The sequence below is a fragment of the Burkholderia sp. YIM B11467 genome (assembly GCF_052952715.1).
Genome location: NZ_JBQVSQ010000003.1, coordinates 253638 through 271367, shown reverse-complemented (window position 1 = coordinate 271367; position 17730 = coordinate 253638). Strand labels below are relative to the sequence as shown.

General features: G+C 66.4%; 15 protein-coding genes and 1 tRNA gene. 12 read left to right on the top strand and 4 right to left on the bottom strand.

The window, feature by feature from the left end; translation table 11 throughout:
- Window positions 1-98: 98 nt before the first annotated feature.
- On the bottom strand, window positions 99-1061 hold the full coding sequence (trxB, locus tag ACTRWB_RS13260; protein ID WP_129513947.1) for a thioredoxin-disulfide reductase: 963 nt from the start codon (window positions 1059-1061) through the stop codon (window positions 99-101).
- A gap of 395 nt (window positions 1062-1456) precedes the next feature.
- On the opposite strand from trxB, the gene ACTRWB_RS13255 reads away from it, so the two are divergent.
- From ACTRWB_RS13255 to ACTRWB_RS13245, 3 genes are all read left to right on the top strand, one after another.
- A complete protein-coding gene (locus tag ACTRWB_RS13255) occupies window positions 1457-3766 on the top strand; it encodes a DNA translocase FtsK (RefSeq protein WP_193097830.1) in 2310 nt (769 codons plus the stop codon).
- 46 nt (window positions 3767-3812) lie between these two features.
- On the top strand, window positions 3813-4502 hold the full coding sequence (gene lolA, locus ACTRWB_RS13250; protein WP_446902158.1) for an outer membrane lipoprotein chaperone LolA: 690 nt from the start codon (window positions 3813-3815) through the stop codon (window positions 4500-4502).
- 165 nt (window positions 4503-4667) lie between these two features.
- Window positions 4668-5978 (top strand): replication-associated recombination protein A, encoded by a 1311-nt coding sequence (locus ACTRWB_RS13245; RefSeq protein WP_446902157.1) that lies wholly within the window; start codon window positions 4668-4670, stop codon window positions 5976-5978.
- A gap of 39 nt (window positions 5979-6017) precedes the next feature.
- On the opposite strand, the gene ACTRWB_RS13240 is transcribed toward ACTRWB_RS13245, so the two are convergent.
- Window positions 6018-6287 (bottom strand): DUF2164 domain-containing protein, encoded by a 270-nt coding sequence (locus ACTRWB_RS13240; protein ID WP_446902156.1) that lies wholly within the window; start codon window positions 6285-6287, stop codon window positions 6018-6020.
- A 247-nt stretch (window positions 6288-6534) separates the two neighbouring features.
- Here ACTRWB_RS13240 and serS point away from each other — a divergent pair, with 247 nt between their 5' ends.
- The 4 genes from serS (at window position 6535) to ACTRWB_RS13220 (ending at window position 10876) form a co-directional block, all read left to right on the top strand.
- On the top strand, window positions 6535-7836 hold the full coding sequence (gene serS / locus ACTRWB_RS13235; RefSeq protein WP_419686547.1) for a serine--tRNA ligase: 1302 nt from the start codon (window positions 6535-6537) through the stop codon (window positions 7834-7836).
- Window positions 7837-7952: 116 nt separating this feature from the next.
- Window positions 7953-8043 (top strand) — tRNA-Ser (locus tag ACTRWB_RS13230).
- 380 nt (window positions 8044-8423) lie between these two features.
- The gene (locus tag ACTRWB_RS13225) at window positions 8424-9200 is read left to right on the top strand and encodes a phosphatase PAP2 family protein (protein WP_446902155.1); all 777 of its coding nucleotides are present in this window, start codon (window positions 8424-8426) and stop codon (window positions 9198-9200) included.
- A 140-nt stretch (window positions 9201-9340) separates the two neighbouring features.
- Window positions 9341-10876: a methyl-accepting chemotaxis protein gene (locus ACTRWB_RS13220; RefSeq protein ID WP_446902154.1), complete on the top strand. Its 1536-nt coding sequence runs from the start codon at window positions 9341-9343 to the stop codon at window positions 10874-10876.
- A 62-nt stretch (window positions 10877-10938) separates the two neighbouring features.
- Here ACTRWB_RS13220 and ACTRWB_RS13215 read toward each other — a convergent pair whose 3' ends face one another.
- On the bottom strand, window positions 10939-12099 hold the full coding sequence (locus ACTRWB_RS13215; protein WP_446902153.1) for an alkane 1-monooxygenase: 1161 nt from the start codon (window positions 12097-12099) through the stop codon (window positions 10939-10941).
- Window positions 12100-12619: 520 nt separating this feature from the next.
- Here ACTRWB_RS13215 and ACTRWB_RS13210 point away from each other — a divergent pair.
- From ACTRWB_RS13210 to ACTRWB_RS13190, 5 genes are all read left to right on the top strand, one after another.
- Entirely contained in the window at window positions 12620-13282 is a 663-nt protein-coding gene (locus ACTRWB_RS13210; protein ID WP_446902152.1) for a GNAT family N-acetyltransferase, read from the top strand.
- A 169-nt stretch (window positions 13283-13451) separates the two neighbouring features.
- On the top strand, window positions 13452-14231 hold the full coding sequence (minC, locus tag ACTRWB_RS13205) for a septum site-determining protein MinC (protein WP_129513957.1): 780 nt from the start codon (window positions 13452-13454) through the stop codon (window positions 14229-14231).
- A gap of 57 nt (window positions 14232-14288) precedes the next feature.
- The gene (gene minD, locus ACTRWB_RS13200; protein ID WP_048243115.1) at window positions 14289-15104 is read left to right on the top strand and encodes a septum site-determining protein MinD; all 816 of its coding nucleotides are present in this window, start codon (window positions 14289-14291) and stop codon (window positions 15102-15104) included.
- 12 nt (window positions 15105-15116) lie between these two features.
- Window positions 15117-15371, top strand: coding sequence for a cell division topological specificity factor MinE (minE, locus tag ACTRWB_RS13195; protein ID WP_006486661.1), 255 nt, complete (start codon window positions 15117-15119; stop codon window positions 15369-15371).
- Between the two features lie 160 nt (window positions 15372-15531).
- Window positions 15532-15933 (top strand): YXWGXW repeat-containing protein, encoded by a 402-nt coding sequence (locus ACTRWB_RS13190; RefSeq protein ID WP_129513958.1) that lies wholly within the window; start codon window positions 15532-15534, stop codon window positions 15931-15933.
- Window positions 15934-16049: 116 nt separating this feature from the next.
- On the opposite strand, the gene ACTRWB_RS13185 is transcribed toward ACTRWB_RS13190, so the two are convergent.
- The gene (locus ACTRWB_RS13185; protein WP_419686557.1) at window positions 16050-17591 is read right to left on the bottom strand and encodes a chloride channel protein; all 1542 of its coding nucleotides are present in this window, start codon (window positions 17589-17591) and stop codon (window positions 16050-16052) included.
- Window positions 17592-17730 lie beyond the last annotated feature (139 nt).

Genomic DNA, 17730 nt, shown 5'->3' with positions numbered 1-17730 from the left:
CAAAAAAAAGCCGCTGCGCGACGGCAGCGGCTTTCCGGTCAAGCCCGCTTCGCGGCAGCGGACGCCATTGTAGCGTCCGGCGCGGCAGGGCTCGCGGCTTACTTCTTGTCGTGCAGGCTTTCGAGGTAGCGCTGCGCGTCGAGCGCGGCCATGCAGCCCGTGCCCGCGCTCGTGATCGCCTGGCGATACACGTTGTCCTGCACGTCGCCCGCGGCGAACACGCCCGCGACGCTCGTCGAGGTCGCATTGCCGTGCAGGCCGCTCTTCGTCAGGATGTAGCCGTCCTTCATCTCGAGCTGGCCCTGGAACAGGTCGGTGTTCGGCTTGTGGCCGATCGCGACGAACACGCCCTGCACGTCGAGGTCTTCCGTCGCGCCGGTCTTCACGTTCTTGATGCGCAGGCCGGTGACGCCCGAATCCGCGCCCGTCACTTCGTCGAGCACGTGATCCCACTTGATCACGACGGCGCCTTCCTTTTCCTTCTCCAGCAGGCGGTCGATCAGGATCGGCTCCGCGCGGAACTTGTCGCGGCGATGGATCACCGTGACCTTCTTCGCGATGCCCGTCAGGTAGAGCGCTTCCTCGACGGCCGTGTTGCCGCCGCCGATCACCGCGACTTCCTGGCCGCGATAGAAGAAGCCGTCGCAGGTCGCGCAGGCCGACACGCCCTTGCCCATGAACGCTTCCTCGGACGGCAGGCCGAGATACTGCGCGGATGCGCCGGTCGCGATGATCAGCGAGTCGCACGTGTATTCGCCCGAGTCGCCGATCAGGCGGATCGGCTGCTCGTGCAGTTTCGCGGTGTGGATGTGGTCGAAGACGATTTCGGTGTTGAAGCGCTCGGCGTGCTCGAGGAAGCGCGCCATCAGCTCCGGACCCTGCACGCCTTGCGCGTCTGCCGGCCAATTTTCGACGTCGGTCGTGGTCATCAGCTGGCCGCCCTGCGCGATGCCGGTGATCAGCACCGGGGACAGGTTGGCGCGAGCCGCGTAGACGGCGGCCGTGTAGCCGGCGGGGCCGGAACCGAGAATCAGGACTTTGGCGTGTTTGGGCGTGGACATGTGCGAATCCGTAAGAGACGGCCGCGGCGGGCGGGGTAGGGCTCGCCGTACGGCCCGGGTTGACCGGGATGCCGTCATAGATGGGTATCAGACGCGCATTATAAAGGCCCCGTTGCTGCACTGCCGAACGAGAGTTTCAATCGCGGCGATAGCGTTTCGCGGCGAGCCTCCCGCGCCGGCGCGGCGCGAAGGGAGGCCGGTGGCGCCCGGCGGCGCGTTGCCGCACGCCCCCCGCAACGGCACGGCAGGCCGGTTTTCACCGCTCGCGGCGGCCGGTTCGGCCTCCCGGCCCCGTTATGTAACCGTCATTTACACTTGACGGCCCGGTGCAGCGTTTACAATAAGCGGGATCGAACGACAGGCGGGCGCACGGCCCGTCCTCTTTATACGGATTCATGGCAAAAGCTCCTTATTCCGCCCAGGCACAGGCGTTGCCGCACCGGATGTCGAAGCTCCTCACGGAGATCCGCTGGATTCTCCAGGTCGCGCTCTGCGCATTTCTGGTGATGGCCCTGCTGAGCTACAGCCGGCGCGATCCGAGCTGGACGCACGCCGCGCAGGTGGACCACATCTCCAACTGGGCCGGCCGCGTCGGTGCGTGGACGGCCGACATCATCCTGCTGCTGTTCGGCCTGTCGGCCTACTGGCTGATCGTGCCGCTCGGGCGGCGCATCGCGGTCAACTACCGCCGCATCACGCGCCACGAGGCGATTCCCGACGAACCCGAGCGGCCGATCGGCTGGCTCACCGAGATCTTCTCGTTCGTGCTCGTCGTGCTGGCGTGCGACGGCATCGAGGCGCTGCGCATGTGGTCGCTGAAGGTGCAGTTGCCGCGCGCGCCGGGCGGGGTGGTCGGCGAGGCCGTCGCGGGCGCGATGTCGCACGCGTTCGGCTTCACGGGCGGCACGCTGCTGCTGCTGATCGCGCTCGCGATCGGCCTGTCGCTGTATTTCCGCTTCTCGTGGCTGTCGGTTGCCGAGCGCGTCGGCGGCGCGATCCTGTCCGCCGTCAACGTCGCGAAGCTGCGCCGCGAGGCCGAGCGCGACCGCAAGCTCGGCGAGGCCGCGGCCGTGCGCCGCGAAGGCAAGGTTGAAGAGGAGCGCGTGCGCATCGAGGATCACGAGCCCGTGACGATCGTGCCGCCGGTCGTCACGCCGGCGAAGTCCGAGCGCGTCGAGCGCGAGCGCCAGGTGCCGCTCTTCACCGACCTGCCGGGCGATTCGACGCTGCCGCCGGTGTCGCTGCTCGATCCCGCGCCGAAGACGCAGGAGGCGATTTCCGCGGATACGCTCGAATTCACGTCGCGCCTGATCGAGAAGAAGCTGAAGGACTTCGGCGTCGAGGCGAGCGTCGTCGCCGCGTATCCGGGCCCGGTCGTCACGCGCTACGAGATCGAGCCGGCCACCGGCGTGAAGGGCAGCCAGATCGTCAACCTCGCGAAGGATCTCGCACGCTCGCTGTCGCTCGTGTCGATCCGCGTCGTCGAGACGATCCCCGGCAAGAATTACATGGCGCTCGAGTTGCCGAACCAGCGCCGCCAGACGGTGCATCTGTCCGAGATCATCGGTTCCGAGGTGTACGCGGCCGCGTCGTCGGCGCTGACGCTGAGCCTCGGCAAGGACATCGGCGGCAAGCCCGTGTGCGCGGATCTCGCGAAGATGCCGCACCTGCTCGTCGCCGGCACGACCGGCTCGGGCAAGTCGGTCGGGATCAACGCAATGATCCTGTCGCTGCTGTACAAGGCGACCGCCGAACAGGTGCGCCTGATCCTGATCGATCCGAAGATGCTCGAAATGAGCGTCTACGAAGGCATTCCGCACCTGCTGTGCCCGGTCGTCACCGACATGCGCCAGGCCGGCCATGCGCTGAACTGGACGGTCGCGGAGATGGAGCGCCGCTACAAGCTGATGAGCAAGCTCGGCGTGCGCAACCTCGCGGGCTACAACAACAAGATCGACGATGCGGCGAAGCGCGAGGAGAAGATCCCGAATCCGTTCAGCCTGACGCCGGACGATCCGGAACCGCTGGGTCGCCTGCCGAACATCGTCGTCGTGATCGACGAGCTGGCCGACCTGATGATGGTCGTCGGCAAGAAGGTCGAGGAACTGATCGCACGGATCGCGCAGAAGGCGCGCGCGGCCGGCATCCACCTGATTCTCGCGACGCAGCGTCCGTCCGTCGACGTGATCACGGGCCTGATCAAGGCGAACGTGCCGACGCGGATCGCGTTCCAGGTGTCGTCGAAGATCGACTCGCGCACGATTCTCGACCAGATGGGCGCCGAATCGCTGCTCGGGATGGGTGACATGCTGTACCTGCCGCCGGGCTCCGGGCTGCCCGTGCGCGTGCACGGCGCGTTCGTCGGCGACGACGAAGTGCACCGCGTCGTCGACAAGCTCAAGGAGCAGGGCGAGCCGAACTACGTCGAGGGCCTGCTCGAAGGCGGCACCGCCGACGGCGACGAGGGCTCGGCCGGCGCGGGAACCGGCGAAGGCGGCGGCGAGTCTGATCCGCTGTACGACCAGGCGGTCGAGATCGTCATCAAGAACCGCCGCGCGTCGATCTCGCTCGTGCAGCGTCATCTGCGGATCGGCTATAACCGCGCGGCGCGGCTGCTCGAACAGATGGAACAGTCGGGGCTCGTGTCGGCGATGTCGTCGAGCGGCAACCGCGAAATTCTTGTGCCGGCGCGCGACGCGGAATGAGTCCGCGGCGCCCGCAGCGCCGGCCACCCAGGGAGAAAACCGCATCATGCAGCAACTTTCGTTCGTCCCTTCCCTTCGTTCGACGCGGCGCTGGCTCGGCGCGGTGTTCGCCGGCGCATCGCTGATGCTCGCGGCGACGCATGCGTTCGCGGGCGGCACCGAACAGCTGAAGGCCTTCGTGTCGCAGGTGCGTTCGGCGAAGGGCGACTTCACGCAGCAGATCGTCAAGGCGCCGTCCAAGGGCGCGAGCGCCGTGCAGGCCATGCCGAAGCCGACCGACAATTCGAGCGGCACGTTCGTGTTCGCACGGCCGGGCAAGTTCATCTGGACGTACCAGAAGCCGTACCAGCAGGTGCTGCAGGCCGACGGCGACAAGCTCTACGTGTATGACCGCGACCTGAATCAGGTCACCGAACGCAAGCTGAACGGCGCGCTGGGCGCGAGCCCTGCCGCGATCCTGTTCGGCAGCAACGACCTCGACAAGAACTACACGCTGCGCGACGCTGGCGAGAAGGGCGGCATCGAGTGGCTCGAGATGCTGCCGAAGGCGCAGGACACGCAGTTCCAGCGGATCGGCATCGGCTTCAAGAACGGCACGCTCGCCGCGATGGAACTTCACGACGTGTTCGGTAACGTCACGCTGCTGACGTTTACGAACATCCAGACGAATCCGCCGCTGAAGGGCGATACGTTCAAGTTCGTCGTGCCGAAGGGTGCGGACGTGATCACCGGCTGACCGGCGCCGCGCGCCGCGTTTTTCGCAACGGGCCTGCCGGCGACGGCAGGCCCGTGTTGTTTCTGGGCGCCGGGCACCGGGCGCGGCGGCGCCGTCGCGCGGCTGTCATAATGTCGGGTCCGGCGGCCCGTTCGGCCGCGACCGTTTGATGTGGAGCGAGGGTTCATGTCCGATCTGTTTCAAGTCGAGCCGCGCCGGCCGCTCGCCGAGGCGCTGCGGCCGAAGACGCTCGCCGAGGTGATCGGCCAGACGCATTTGCTGGGCGAAGGCAAGCCGCTGCGGCTCGCGTTCGAATCGGGCAAACCGCATTCGATGATCCTGTGGGGGCCGCCCGGCGTCGGCAAGACGACGCTCGCGCGGCTCACCGCGCTCGCGTTCGACTGCGAGTTCATTGCGCTGTCCGCGGTGCTCGGCGGCGTGAAGGACATCCGCGAGTCGATGGAGCAGGCGAAGGACACGCTGAACCGCACCGGCCGCCACACGATCCTGTTCGTCGACGAGATCCACCGCTTCAACAAGGGGCAGCAGGATGCGTTGCTGCCGTTCGTCGAGTCGGGGCTCGTGACCTTCATCGGCGCGACGACCGAGAACCCGAGCTTCGAGGTCAACTCCGCATTGCTGTCGCGTGCGCAGGTCTATGTGCTGAAGTCGCTGAACGACGACGAGATGCGCCAGTTGCTGAAGCGTGCACAGGAAATCGCGCTCGACGGCCTCGCGTTCGACGACAAGGCGATCGATACGCTGGTCGGCTACGCGGACGGCGATGCGCGGCGCTTCCTGAACCTGCTCGAACAGGCGCAAACGGCGGCGGTGTCGGCCGGCGTCGCGACGATCGACGGCGACTTCGTCAGCAGCGCGATGACGCTGAACGCGCGGCGCTTCGACAAGGGCGGCGACAACTTCTACGACCAGATCTCGGCGCTGCACAAGTCGGTGCGCGGTTCGAGTCCGGACGGCGCGCTGTACTGGTTCTGCCGGATGATCGACGGCGGCGCGGATCCGAAGTATCTCGCACGGCGGATCGTGCGGATGGCATGGGAAGACATCGGCCTCGCCGATCCGCGCGCGCTGCAGATGGCGAACGACGCGGCCGAAACCTACGAGCGGCTCGGCTCGCCGGAAGGCGAGCTCGCGCTCGGGCAAGCGGTGATCTATCTCGCGTGCGCGGCGAAGAGCAATGCGGGTTACAACGCGTTCAACCAGGCGATGGCGTTCGTGAAGCAGGACAAGTCGCGCGAGGTGCCCGTGCATCTACGCAACGCGCCGACCAAGCTGATGAAGGAACTCGGCTACGGTCACGCGTACCGTTACGCGCACGACGAGCCGAACGCGTACGCGGCCGGCGAAACCTACCTGCCTGACGGGATGCGCGAGCCGCACTGGTACAAGCCGGTGCCGCGCGGGCTCGAATCGAAGATCGCCGACAAGCTCACATGGCTGCGCGAACTCGATCGCGAGGCTGGCAAGAAGGACTGACAAGCGACACGCGGGCCGGCCGGCGCCGTGCCGGATGCGTCAGCGCTTGCGGGCCGGCTGCTGTTTCTTCCAGTACTCGAACGGCTCCTCGTGGCATTCGATGTCGAGTTCGGCGACCCGCGCATGCAGGCGTTCCTGTGCGTCGGCGATCGCGAGGTTGTAGATCGCGGGCGCGATCTCCTCGACGAAGAAGTGCAGTAGTGCACCGGCCTGGATGTTGCCGATCGGCTCGTCCATGTTTTCCGTGAAATAACGTTGCAGCGACGCGATTGCGCGGTCGCGTACTTCCTTGTCCAGTTCGATGGCCATCTCGTTCCCTGGGTTGCGGTGACGTGGGGCAGGTGCTTCGTTCGAGGCATTGCGGGCGGCCGGCGCAGGCGATGCGTCTTCCGCAGCGGCTCGACGTGACGTGCCTCGCCGGTCGCCGCGGTGCGGACCGGCAATGCGATACTGCCATGGCCGGCCGCTTTCCGGCATCGTCCGTCAGGCTGACGCGTTGGCGGCCGCGCGGTGCGTTAGAATTCCCGTCTTACACAACGATTTTCCAAGTCCTCCCATGCTCGACATCCAGTTGCTGCGCAAAGACCTCGACGGCGTCGCGAAGCGCCTCGCCGATCGCGGCTACACCCTTGACATCGCCGCGTTCTCCGCGCTCGAAGCGGAACGCCGCGCGATCCAGACCCGTACCGAAGAGCTCCAGGCACGCCGCAACAGCCTGTCGAAGCAGATCGGCGCGATGAAGGGGAAGGGCGAGGACACGTCGGCCGTGATGGCCGAGGTCGGCGGGATCGGCGACGAAATGAAGGCCGGGGAAGCCAAGCTCGGCGACATCCAGGCGCGCCTGTCCGACCTGATGCTCGGCATGCCGAACGTCGCGCATGAAAGCGTGCCGGTCGGCAAGGACGAAGCCGACAACGTCGAGGCGCGCCGCTGGGGCACGCCGCGCCAGTTCGATTTCGAGGTGAAGGATCACGTCGACGTCGGCACGCCGCTCGGCCTCGATTTCGAGACGGGCGCGAAGCTTGCCGGCGCGCGCTTCACGATGCTGCGCGGCCCGATCGCGCGCCTGCACCGCGCACTCGCGCAGTTCATGATCGACACGCACACGCTGCAGCACGGCTACACCGAGACGTACACGCCGTACATCGTGAACCCGGACATCCTCTACGGCACGGGCCAGCTGCCGAAATTCGCGGACGACATGTTCCGCGTCGAGAAGGGCGGCGCCGAGAACACGGTCACGCAATACCTGATCTCCACGTCGGAGATCTCGCTGACGAACACCGTGCGCGAGTCGATCGTCGAAGCGTCCGCGCTGCCGATCAAGCTGACCGCGCATTCCCCGTGCTTCCGCTCGGAAGCCGGTTCGTACGGCCGCGATACGCGCGGGATGATCCGCCAGCACCAGTTCGACAAGGTCGAGATGGTGCAGGTCGTCGCACCGGAAACGTCATACGCGGCGCTCGACGAGATGGTTGGCCATGCGGAAGCGATCCTTCAGAAGCTCGGCCTGCCGTACCGCGTGATCACGCTGTGCACGGGCGACATGGGCTTCTCGGCCGCGAAGACGTTCGACCTCGAGGTGTGGCTGCCCGCGCAGAACACCTATCGCGAGATCTCGAGCTGCTCGAACACCGAGGCGTTCCAGGCGCGCCGGATGCAGGCGCGCTTCCGCAATGCGCAGGGCAAGCCCGAGCTCGTGCATACGCTGAACGGTTCGGGTCTCGCGGTCGGCCGCACGCTCGTCGCAGTGCTCGAGAACTACCAGAACGCGGACGGTTCGGTCACGGTGCCGGAGGCGCTGCGTCCGTACATGGGCGGCATCGAGCGGATCGACGCGCCTGCGCAGGCGTCGTGAAATCGGCTGGCGAAGCCCTCGCAAAAAAATTTGCACGAAGGGCTTGTCAGCTCAGAAAAGATCGTTTTATAATCTTTTCTTTCCCGGACATGACCAACCGGGAAATGCAGTAAAACGGAGAGGTGGCAGAGTGGTCGAATGTACCTGACTCGAAATCAGGCGTACGGTTTCCCCGTACCGTGGGTTCGAATCCCACCCTCTCCGCCAGAATACGAAACCCCTTGATTCGGAAGGATCAAGGGGTTTTTCGTTTTGGGTCTGCGGCGCGATGTGTCGATCACCGTCGAAGCGGCAACAGGCCGGCTGTCGAAACCTCGAATCGTGCTGATACGATGGCGACGAACTTGCGCGCACGATCGCGTCGCGCACTTCGGTGCAACCGCGCTGCATCGTGCAAATCCAAAGACCCCATGACGAACCGAGTGTCGAAAGTCCTGACAGGCATTGCGCTGCTGACTGCGGTTATCGCGGCCCTGGGCATAGCCGGCGCGCACGCCGCAGGCATCACACTGGCACTCGGCAATACGGCGTCTCTCGCGGGACTGACAGCCTGCGCTGCCATCGCTGTTGCGGCGGCACTGATCGCGTTGTCGCAAACGCAGCGCTACCGCGAGCGCACACACGCGTGGCGCTTGCGCGAAGCGGCCGTCGCGATGCTGTGCATCGTGGCGATTGCCGCCCTCAGCCAGGCTGTCGTGATACTCGACTACCTGTGCGTGGCGCTCGCGCCGCCGTCGATCGAGACTGATCTCGTCCGGTTCGATGCGTTGCTCGGCTTTCATTGGCTCGACCTGTATCGCTGGGTGAGCACGCATGCCGAACTGCACCGTGTACTCGAGTTCGCGTATCGCAGCAGCATCGTGCAGCTGATCGCCGTTCCGTTCATCCTCGCGACCACGCGGCGACATGACGATCTCGCCGAATTCATCACGCTGTTCGCATTCGCGCTGCTTGTCGCCGTTCTCGTGTCGACACCGTTCCCCGCACAAAGCGCATTCGTCCATTTCGGCATCACCGATCCGCACACCGCATCGACCGTGTCCCACTACGACCTGCTGCGCAGCGGGCAGCTTCGGCAATTCAACCTGTCCGAATCGCAGGGGCTCGTGTCGCTGCCGTCGTTTCACGTGATGCTGGCGCTGCTGCTCGCGTATGCGGTGCGGCATGTCCGTTTTGTGTTTCCCGCCGCGGTCGTGCTGAATGCCGCGATGATCGTGTCGACGCCGACGCAGGGCGGCCACTATCTGGCCGACGTGATCGCGGGAATCGGGTTCGGCGTGCTGTCGATGGTCGTCGTGCGCCGCTGGATGGCGGGCCCGCGCACTGCCGCGACAACCGGGCCGCGCGCGACGCATCCGACCTGATTGGTCTGATCAATCTTTTCGCGCGCGCCGGGTCTACGCCGCTTTCCTCTGCTTTAAGCCCTTGAATCCCGCGCCGTTAACACGGTGCGGCGGCCGGTATCCGTACCGTGCCGCGTCGCTCCCTGTCGATCCAAGGTCCCATGAAGCTGAGCTACAAGATTCCCCTCGCATTCGCCGTCGCACTGCTGCTGATGTTCGGTGGCGCGCTGTACGGTATCCACATCCTCAACCGGTCGATCGATACGTTCGCCGAAGACGTGCAGACGAACGTCGGCGACGAACGGCTCGTGTCGGCCACGCTCGTGCAGTTCAAGCTGCAAGTGCAGGAATGGAAAGACACGCTGCTGCGTGGCAAGCAGCCCGACAAGCTCGACCGGTACTGGCAGGCGTTCCAGACGCGCGAACGAACGGTCGACGCGCTTGCCGCGCAGCTCGTCCACCAGTTGCCGCCCGGCGACAGCCGTTCGCTCGTCGAGCAGTTCATGCGTGCGCACACGGCGATGGGCGACGGCTACCGGCGCGGCTTCGATGCGTTCAAGGCGGCCGGCTTCGAGCCGTCGGCCGGCGACGCGGCCGTGGCGGGTGTCGACCGTGAACCCGCGGCGCTGCTGGAGCGGGCCGCGAAGTCGATCGCCGACGAGAGCGCCGCCGTGTCGGCACAGGCGAGCCGCGACGCGCAGCGCGCGACCACGGCAAGCCTCGTGTTGATGCTGGTCGTGCTCGGCGTCGCGATGGTCGGCGCATTCCTGTTCAGCCGCGCGATCCTGCGCCCGCTCGATCGTGCGGTGGCGTGCGCGCAGGCCGTTGCCGGCGGCGACCTGACGCGCGACGTCGACGCGACCGGCCGCGACGAGATCGCCGATCTGCTGCGCGCGTTGCAGACGATGCAGGCGAGCCTGTCGGGCGTCGTGCTCGAGGTGCGTACGCATGCCGAAGCCGTCGCGACCGCGAGCGCGCAGATCGCGTCGGGCAATCACGATCTGTCGTCGCGCACCGAGGCGCAGGCCGCGTCGCTCGAGGAGACGGCCGCCAGCATGACGGAGCTCACCGGCATCGTGCGGCAGTCGGCCGAGCACGCGCAGCACGCGGCGCAACTCGCGCGTGACGCGTCGAATATTGCGTCCGCGGGCGGCGGCGTGATGACGGACGCCGTCGACACGATGAACGGCATCGCCGACAGCGCGGCGAAGGTCGGCGAGATCATCGCGGTGATCGACGGGATCGCGTTCCAGACCAACATCCTCGCGCTGAACGCGGCCGTCGAGGCGGCCCGCGCGGGTGAACAGGGGCGCGGCTTCGCGGTCGTCGCCGCGGAAGTGCGCACGCTCGCGCAGCGCAGCGCCGCTGCCGCGAAGGAGATCAAGGGGCTGATCGAGCAATCGACGCAGCGGGTCGACGAGGGCGCCGTGCTGATCGGCCGTGCGGGCGAATCGATTCACGAGATCGTGGGCGCGGTGCAGCGGGTCACGACGATCGTCGGCGAGATCTCGTCCGCGGCGCAGGAGCAGAGCGGCGGCATCCAGCAGGTAAACATCGCGGTCACGCAGATGGACGAAGCGACCCAGCGCAACGCGGCGCTCGTCGAGCAGGCGTCGGCCGCGACGCAGGCGCTGGCCGAGCAGGCGAGCGCGCTGCGGCATGCGGTGGCCGTATTCCGGCTGCCGGAAAGGGTGTGACGGATGTCAGCTGTGCGCGCGTGGCGGGCTGGCGCTGCCCGCCACCGGTCAGCCACCCGCGATCACGCCGCGGCCGGATACTGCGCGAGCACCCTGGCACGGATCGACGGCTTGATGTTCGATTGCGCCATGTCGCCGCCGTAGTGCGCGACGACGCGCGGATTCATCACGCGATACCAGAGCGGTGGCACGTACGCGAACAGGATCATCGTCGCGTAACCGGCCGGCAGTTGCGGCGCATCGTCGAAGTGGCGCAGCGCCTGGTACGAGCGCGTCGGGTTCGCGTGATGGTCGGCGTGTCGCTGCAACTGGTACAGGAACAGGTTGGTGACGACGTGATTGCTGTTCCATGAGTGCTGCGGCGTGCAGCGCTCGTAGCGGCCGCTCGGCAGCTTGCGGCGGCCGAGCCCGTAGTGCTCGACGTAGTTCACGACTTCGAGCAGCGACGCGCCGTAGACGGCCTGGATCACGAGGAACGGGATCACGACCTTGCCGGCCATCGCGATCGCGATGCCCCACACGACGACGGTCATCGCCCACGCGTGCAGCACCTCGTTGCGCCAGGTCCACGGCGAATGCCCGAGCCGTTCGAGGCGAGCTTTTTCAAGCCGCCACGCCGAGCGGATGCTGCCGGTCACGGTGCGCGGCAGGAACGCCCAGAACGACTCGCCGTAGCGCGCGCTGGCCGGATCGTCGGGCGTCGCGACGCGCACGTGGTGGCCGCGGTTGTGCTCGACGTAGAAGTGACCGTACGCGACCGGCGCGAGCGTGATCTTCGCGAGCCAGCGTTCGAAGCGGTTGGTCTTGTGCCCGAGCTCGTGCGCGGTATTGATCGAGATGCCCGTCGCGGCGCCGAGCGACAGCGCAAAGCCGACATAGTCGTACCACGCGAGCGCATGGGTGCCGACGATCCACACGCACGCGAAGAACGCGACATATTCGACGAGTGTCGCGAGATAGACGATGTACCGGTAATAACGCTCCCGTTCGAGGTGCGGTACGACGGCCTCGGGCGGATTGTCGCGATCGTCGCCGATCAGCGTGTCGAGGATCGGGATCACGCCGAAGGCGAACAGCGGACCGAACCACCAGAACACGTGTAGGCCCGTCGACAGCGCGAGCTGCGCGGCGAGGATCGGCAGCGTGATCGTCAGCGCGCCGAGCAGCCACAGGTAACGCTTGCCATCCGACCAGCCCGAAGCCGATGCGTCGGTCATTGCCATTGTCTCCCTCCAGTCGGCCGGCCCGAGGGCGGCCGCATCCATGGTTGTTCGAATCCTCGTGGGTCCGCGACGCACGCGCGGTGGCACCGGATCGTGGTCCGGTTCTGCCTGTTATACGACCCGTGCGCACGCTTTCCAAACCCCGGCGCTAGGCGCGAGGCTCCAAACGGAGGGGCGCGTGCGACGCGTGCCGGGAAGGGCCGGTACGCGCCGATTGAAACATGCCGGGCAGGCCGGATCGGCCCAAGCGATCAGCGTGGTGGTCAGATGATTGGCGCGATGTGACGTGCACGGGCATCGGCCCCGCGGGCTCGCAACGAATGTTGCGGCGCAATAACCGGAATGGGGCGGGTAGCGGCGGGGCACCTGTTTCGGCTACATATATTACGGATCATTACGATCTGCGGGGCGAGATGAGAAGCGATCCGAAACGCGCCTGCCGCGCATCGCAAGGCGGGCGGCGCGACGCGTCGAACGAAGCGGCCGCGACCGTCGTCCGGCGGCGTGCATCGACACGGTAATGCTGCACCTGCACACCGACCGGCACACGTCGCCGCCGCCGGTGCCTGCCGCCTTTCGATTCGCGCTGCCATTCGAAAATAACGATTTGACTCATACCCCGCTTTCGGTTGAAGCTAATAGCTTGCTGTCCGAAGGGGGCTGTGCCTGCATGAGTTCGACCTTGACCGTTCGTCGTATCGTTGCCAACCAGGGCAGCGTGTATCGCGAACTCCGCGCCGCATCGCTGCGTGAGCCCTACGCGCCCGGCGAAGCGCCGGAGGCCGAATTGCTGAACGTCGAAACGGACGCAGCGTCGGCGATTGCCGCGCAACGCGCCGTGTCCGACGAGTCGACGACTTTCCTGCTGTACACCGAAGGCCATCCGGCCGGCATGATCGGCGCGTACTTCGACAACACGCCCGATCGGCGCGCGTTCGTCAGCGAGCTATGGGTGGCGCACGCGGTGCGTCATCTACGCGGTGGCGTGCTGTTGCTGGAGACGGCCACCGCATGGCTCGCCGAGCGCGGCGCCAGCGAGGTCTATGCATGGATCGCCGATGCGAACCGCAACGCGATCCGTTTCTACGAGCGTTCGGGGTTCGGCAACACCGGCGAACACGCGCCGATCGGGCGGATGCCCGGCGCGATGAAATCGCTGTTCGTGTCGCAGGTGAAGCACTGACGCCTCGTCAAAACGCGGGCCGCGCGGCGTGATGAACGCCTGCTCGCCCGCTTGCTCCCCCGCCTTCCGGTTGCGCGCCCGCCGGGGCCGCCGCAGCCCTGTGTCCCAAAAATAATGGCCGCGCGCGTGGACGCCTGTAAAATACGCAAAAAATTTTTGCAGAGTGTCCATGTCGCTTAAAAAATCGCCATTCTTCGAGCTGCGCAGCGGATCGGTCGATACGTTGTTGTTCACCGTGAAGACGACCGATCTCGATGCGTTGCGTACCGAACTGGTCAAGCGCTTCGAAGCGACTCCCGAGTTTTTCGCCGACGATGTCGTCGCGATCGACGTCCGCCGCCTCGCTGACGGCGAACGCGTCGCGCTCGCCGACATCCGCCAGATGCTGAACGACGTGCGGATGCGCCCGGTGGGCGTGGTCGCATTGGCAACGCAGGGCTGGGCGGGGGAAGCCGGCCTGCCGTTGCTGGAAGCGCGCGATCGCCGCACGCCGGCCGTGAAGCCGGCCGACGGCGCGGAACCGTCGCCGATCGCCGAGGCCGTCGTCGCTGCAGCCGCCGCGGTGGCGCCCGAGCAGGCGCCCGGGGCGGCGCCGGCGTCGAATCCGGCGGGCGGGCAAACGCTCGTGATCGACCGGCCGTTGCGTTCGGGGCAGCAGATTTACGCGAAAGGAGACCTCGTGGTGCTCGCGCCGGTCAGTCACGGCGCGGAGATCATCGCGGAAGGCAATATCCACATCTACGCGCCGTTGCGCGGCCGCGCACTCGCGGGCGTGCACGGCAATCACGACGCGCGCATCTTCTGCACGTGTCTCGAACCGGAACTGATTTCGATCGCGGGTATCTATCGAACAACCGAGAACCCGTTGCCCCCCGAAGTTCTGGGCAAATCGGTGCAGATCCGGCTCGAAGAGGAAAAACTGATGATCGAACCGCTGCGCCTGACGTAATTCACGCGGCGCTCCGGGTCGATCGGCTCTCATTGACGAACACAGGGTATTGGGTAAATGGCAAAAATCATCGTGGTGACCTCGGGCAAGGGCGGCGTGGGCAAGACGACGACGAGCGCGAGCTTTGCGTCCGGTATCGCGCTGCGCGGCCACAAGACGGCTGTGATCGACTTCGACGTCGGCCTGCGCAACCTCGATCTCATCATGGGCTGCGAGCGTCGCGTCGTGTACGACCTCGTGAACGTGATCCAGGGCGAAGCGAACCTGAACCAGGCGCTGATCAAGGACAAGAAGTGCGAGAACCTGTTCATCCTGCCGGCGTCGCAGACGCGCGACAAGGATGCGCTGACGCGCGACGGCGTCGAGAAGGTGCTGAACGACCTGGTCGCGATGGACTTCGAATACATCGTCTGCGATTCGCCGGCCGGTATCGAAGCCGGTGCGCTGCACGCGATGTACTTCGCCGACGAAGCGCTGATCGTCACGAACCCTGAAGTGTCGTCGGTGCGCGACTCGGACCGCATTCTCGGCATCCTGTCGTCGAAGACGAAGCGCGGGACCGAAGGCAAGGAGCCGATCAAGGAACACCTGCTGATCACGCGCTACAGCCCGAAGCGCGTGAGCGAAGGCGAGATGCTGTCGCTCGAGGACATCAGCGAGATTCTGCGCATCAAGCTGATCGGCGTGGTGCCCGAGTCCGAAGCCGTGCTGCACGCGTCGAACCAGGGCCTGCCGGCCGTGCACATCGACGGTACCGATGTCGCCGAAGCGTACAAGGACGTCGTTGCGCGCTTCCTCGGCGAAGACAAGCCGCTGCGCTTCACCGATTACCAGAAGCCGGGCCTGCTGCAGCGCCTCTTCGGCAGCAAGTAACGGAGGCCGCCCATGTCCATCCTTTCGTTTCTCCTCGGCGAGAAGAAGAAGTCCGCATCGGTCGCGAAGGAGCGCCTGCAGCTCATCATCGCGCACGAGCGGGTCGGCGGCCGGCCGCCGGCCGATTACCTGCCGGCGCTGCAGAAGGAGCTGGTCGCGGTCATCTCGAAGTACGTCCATATTTCGAACGATGACATCCGCGTGAGCCTCGAGCGCCAGGACGATCTCGAAGTCCTCGAAGTGAAGATCGAGATCCCGCAAGCCTGACCTTTGCCGGTATCCCTCCGCACGGCGGCCTCGGCCGCCGTGCGCGTCTTACGCCCTGTTGCACTTTCGGGCACGCCGTAACACGGCGTCTGTCGGCCGTTTTCGGTCCTCCCGCATTGAACGAATACGCTCGCGTAACTTGTTCAACCAGGAGGTTGTGATGGCTGTCTCTACTGTTCAACGTCGTATCGTTTCGCTCGCACTGTTTGCCGCGGGCCTGTCAGCCGTCGTCGCGCCGTTTGCCGCGCATGCGGACGAAATCCTCGTCGGCGCACCCGTGATCGCGCCGCAGGGCCGCGTGGTCATCGCCGAGCCGGTCGCCGTGCGTACCGAGGAAGTCGTCATCGTCGCGCCGAACGCGCCGCCGCCCGTGCGCTACGAGGTCGTGCCGACCGCGCGGGTCGGTTATGTGTGGGATCGCGGGCACTGGCACTGGGATCATGGCCGCTACGTGTGGATCGGCGGTCACTGGGAAGCCGAACGCGTCGGCATGCAATGGGTGCCGGGCCACTGGGACCAGCGCGGTCCGAACTGGTTCTGGACCCGCGGCCACTGGGCGTGATGGAGGCGCGTGATGAAAAGAACCGCCATCGCCATCGTGCTCGTCGCCGTCACGCTGGCCGGGTGCATCGTCGTGCCGGCGCGGCCCGTCTACTACCGGCCGGCGCCCGTCGTGATCTACTGAGCGTCACGCGGGCCAGGCTGCGCCGGGCCGTTCGCGCCGGATGCAGCCGCCGGCGCGTCGTCGTGCAGCGCCGGCGCGGATGCCGCGCCTTCGGCCGGCTCGCCGCTGCTGCCTTCGTCGCGCAGCGTGTCGAGCGGATCGGCGGGCGCGGCGGTCGCATCCTGCGGCTCGGTGACACCGGTCGTCGTCGCCGCACTCGTCGCGGTTGCCGCAGCGTGCTCCGGAGCCGCGACGGGCGGCGCGAGATAGCGGAGGGCGAGCGTCTCGTAGAGCGGCGGCGCGAAAAAGCGCGACACGCGGCTCGATACCAACGCGGTGGCCATCAGCGAAATCACGAGCGCGTGCCCGTTGATCATCTCCATCACGATCACGAACGACGTGATCGGCGACTGCGTGACGGCCGCAAGATAGCCGACCATCGCAAGCGCGATCAGCACGGGCAGGCTCATGTTGCTGAACACGACGTGCAGCAGGTTGCCGAACCCGGCGCCGATCGACAGCGACGGTGCGAAGATCCCGCCCGGGATGCCCGGCAGGTACGACGCGACCATCGACACCATCTTCAGGAACGGATAGAACACCGACAGTGTCTGGCTGCCATCGAGCAGGCCGCGCGCCTCGGCATAACCGCTGCCGAATGTCGTGCCGCCGGATACGATGCCGACGACGGCGATCGCGAAGCCGCACAGCGCGGCGAACGCGATCGGCCGCTCGCGATACAGGCCCAGCAGTTGCGCGGGCAGCCAGCGCCCCGTGTTGAGCAGCAGCCAGCAGAACAGGCCGCCCGCGATGCCCGTCACGATCGCGGTGACCAGCACGGCGAGCGCCAGCAGCTTCGGGAAGTGGGGGCCGGCGTCGATCGTGCCGAAATACGTATAGTTGCCGTTCAGGCCGAGCGCGACGACGCCGGCGAGAATGATCGCGGTGATCAGCACGCCGCTTGCGCGCGCGGAGAAGCTGCGGGTCAGCTCCTCGATCGCGAACACGATCCCGGCGAGCGGCGTATTGAACGCGGCCGACAGCCCGGCCGCCGCGCCGGCCAGGACGAGCTGGCGTTCGATCTGCGCGTTCGAGCGCGGGTAGAAGCGCCGCAGGTTGAACATCAGCGCCGCGCCGACCTGCACGGTCGGCCCCTCGCGACCGATCGTGAAGCCGCCCAGGATGCCCAGGAACGAAATCAGCACCTTGCCAAACAGGATGCGCAGCGTCAGCAACCGAGCGCCGAACGCGCTCGGGCGCGCATGCAGTGTCGCGATCACCTGCGGGATGCCGCTGCCCTCGGCGCCGCGGAAGAACCGGCGCGTGAGCCATGCCGACAAGGCCGCGATCGCCGGCGTCAGCAGCAGCGGCAGCCACGCGGCGTGATCGCGCATCGTGCGGAAGCTCTCGTAGCCCCAGTCGATCAGCCGCGCGTAGAGCACGGCCGCGAGCCCGACGACGATCGCGCCGAGCCAGAAAATGCCGTATTGGCGCCAGATTCTCACCGAGCGGCGGGTGAGGGCGGGAAACAGGGCGGGAAGGGCGGGGCGTGGCATCGGCGCGGGCCATCAGGCAAAGAATCGATTATAAAAAGAACCGGGATCGCGCTACGGGCGTCAATGCTTTGAAAGCTTGTAGCATTTTGTTACAAATGTAATTTACGGATAATGTGCGCGGCGGTCATCCGTCGTTAGC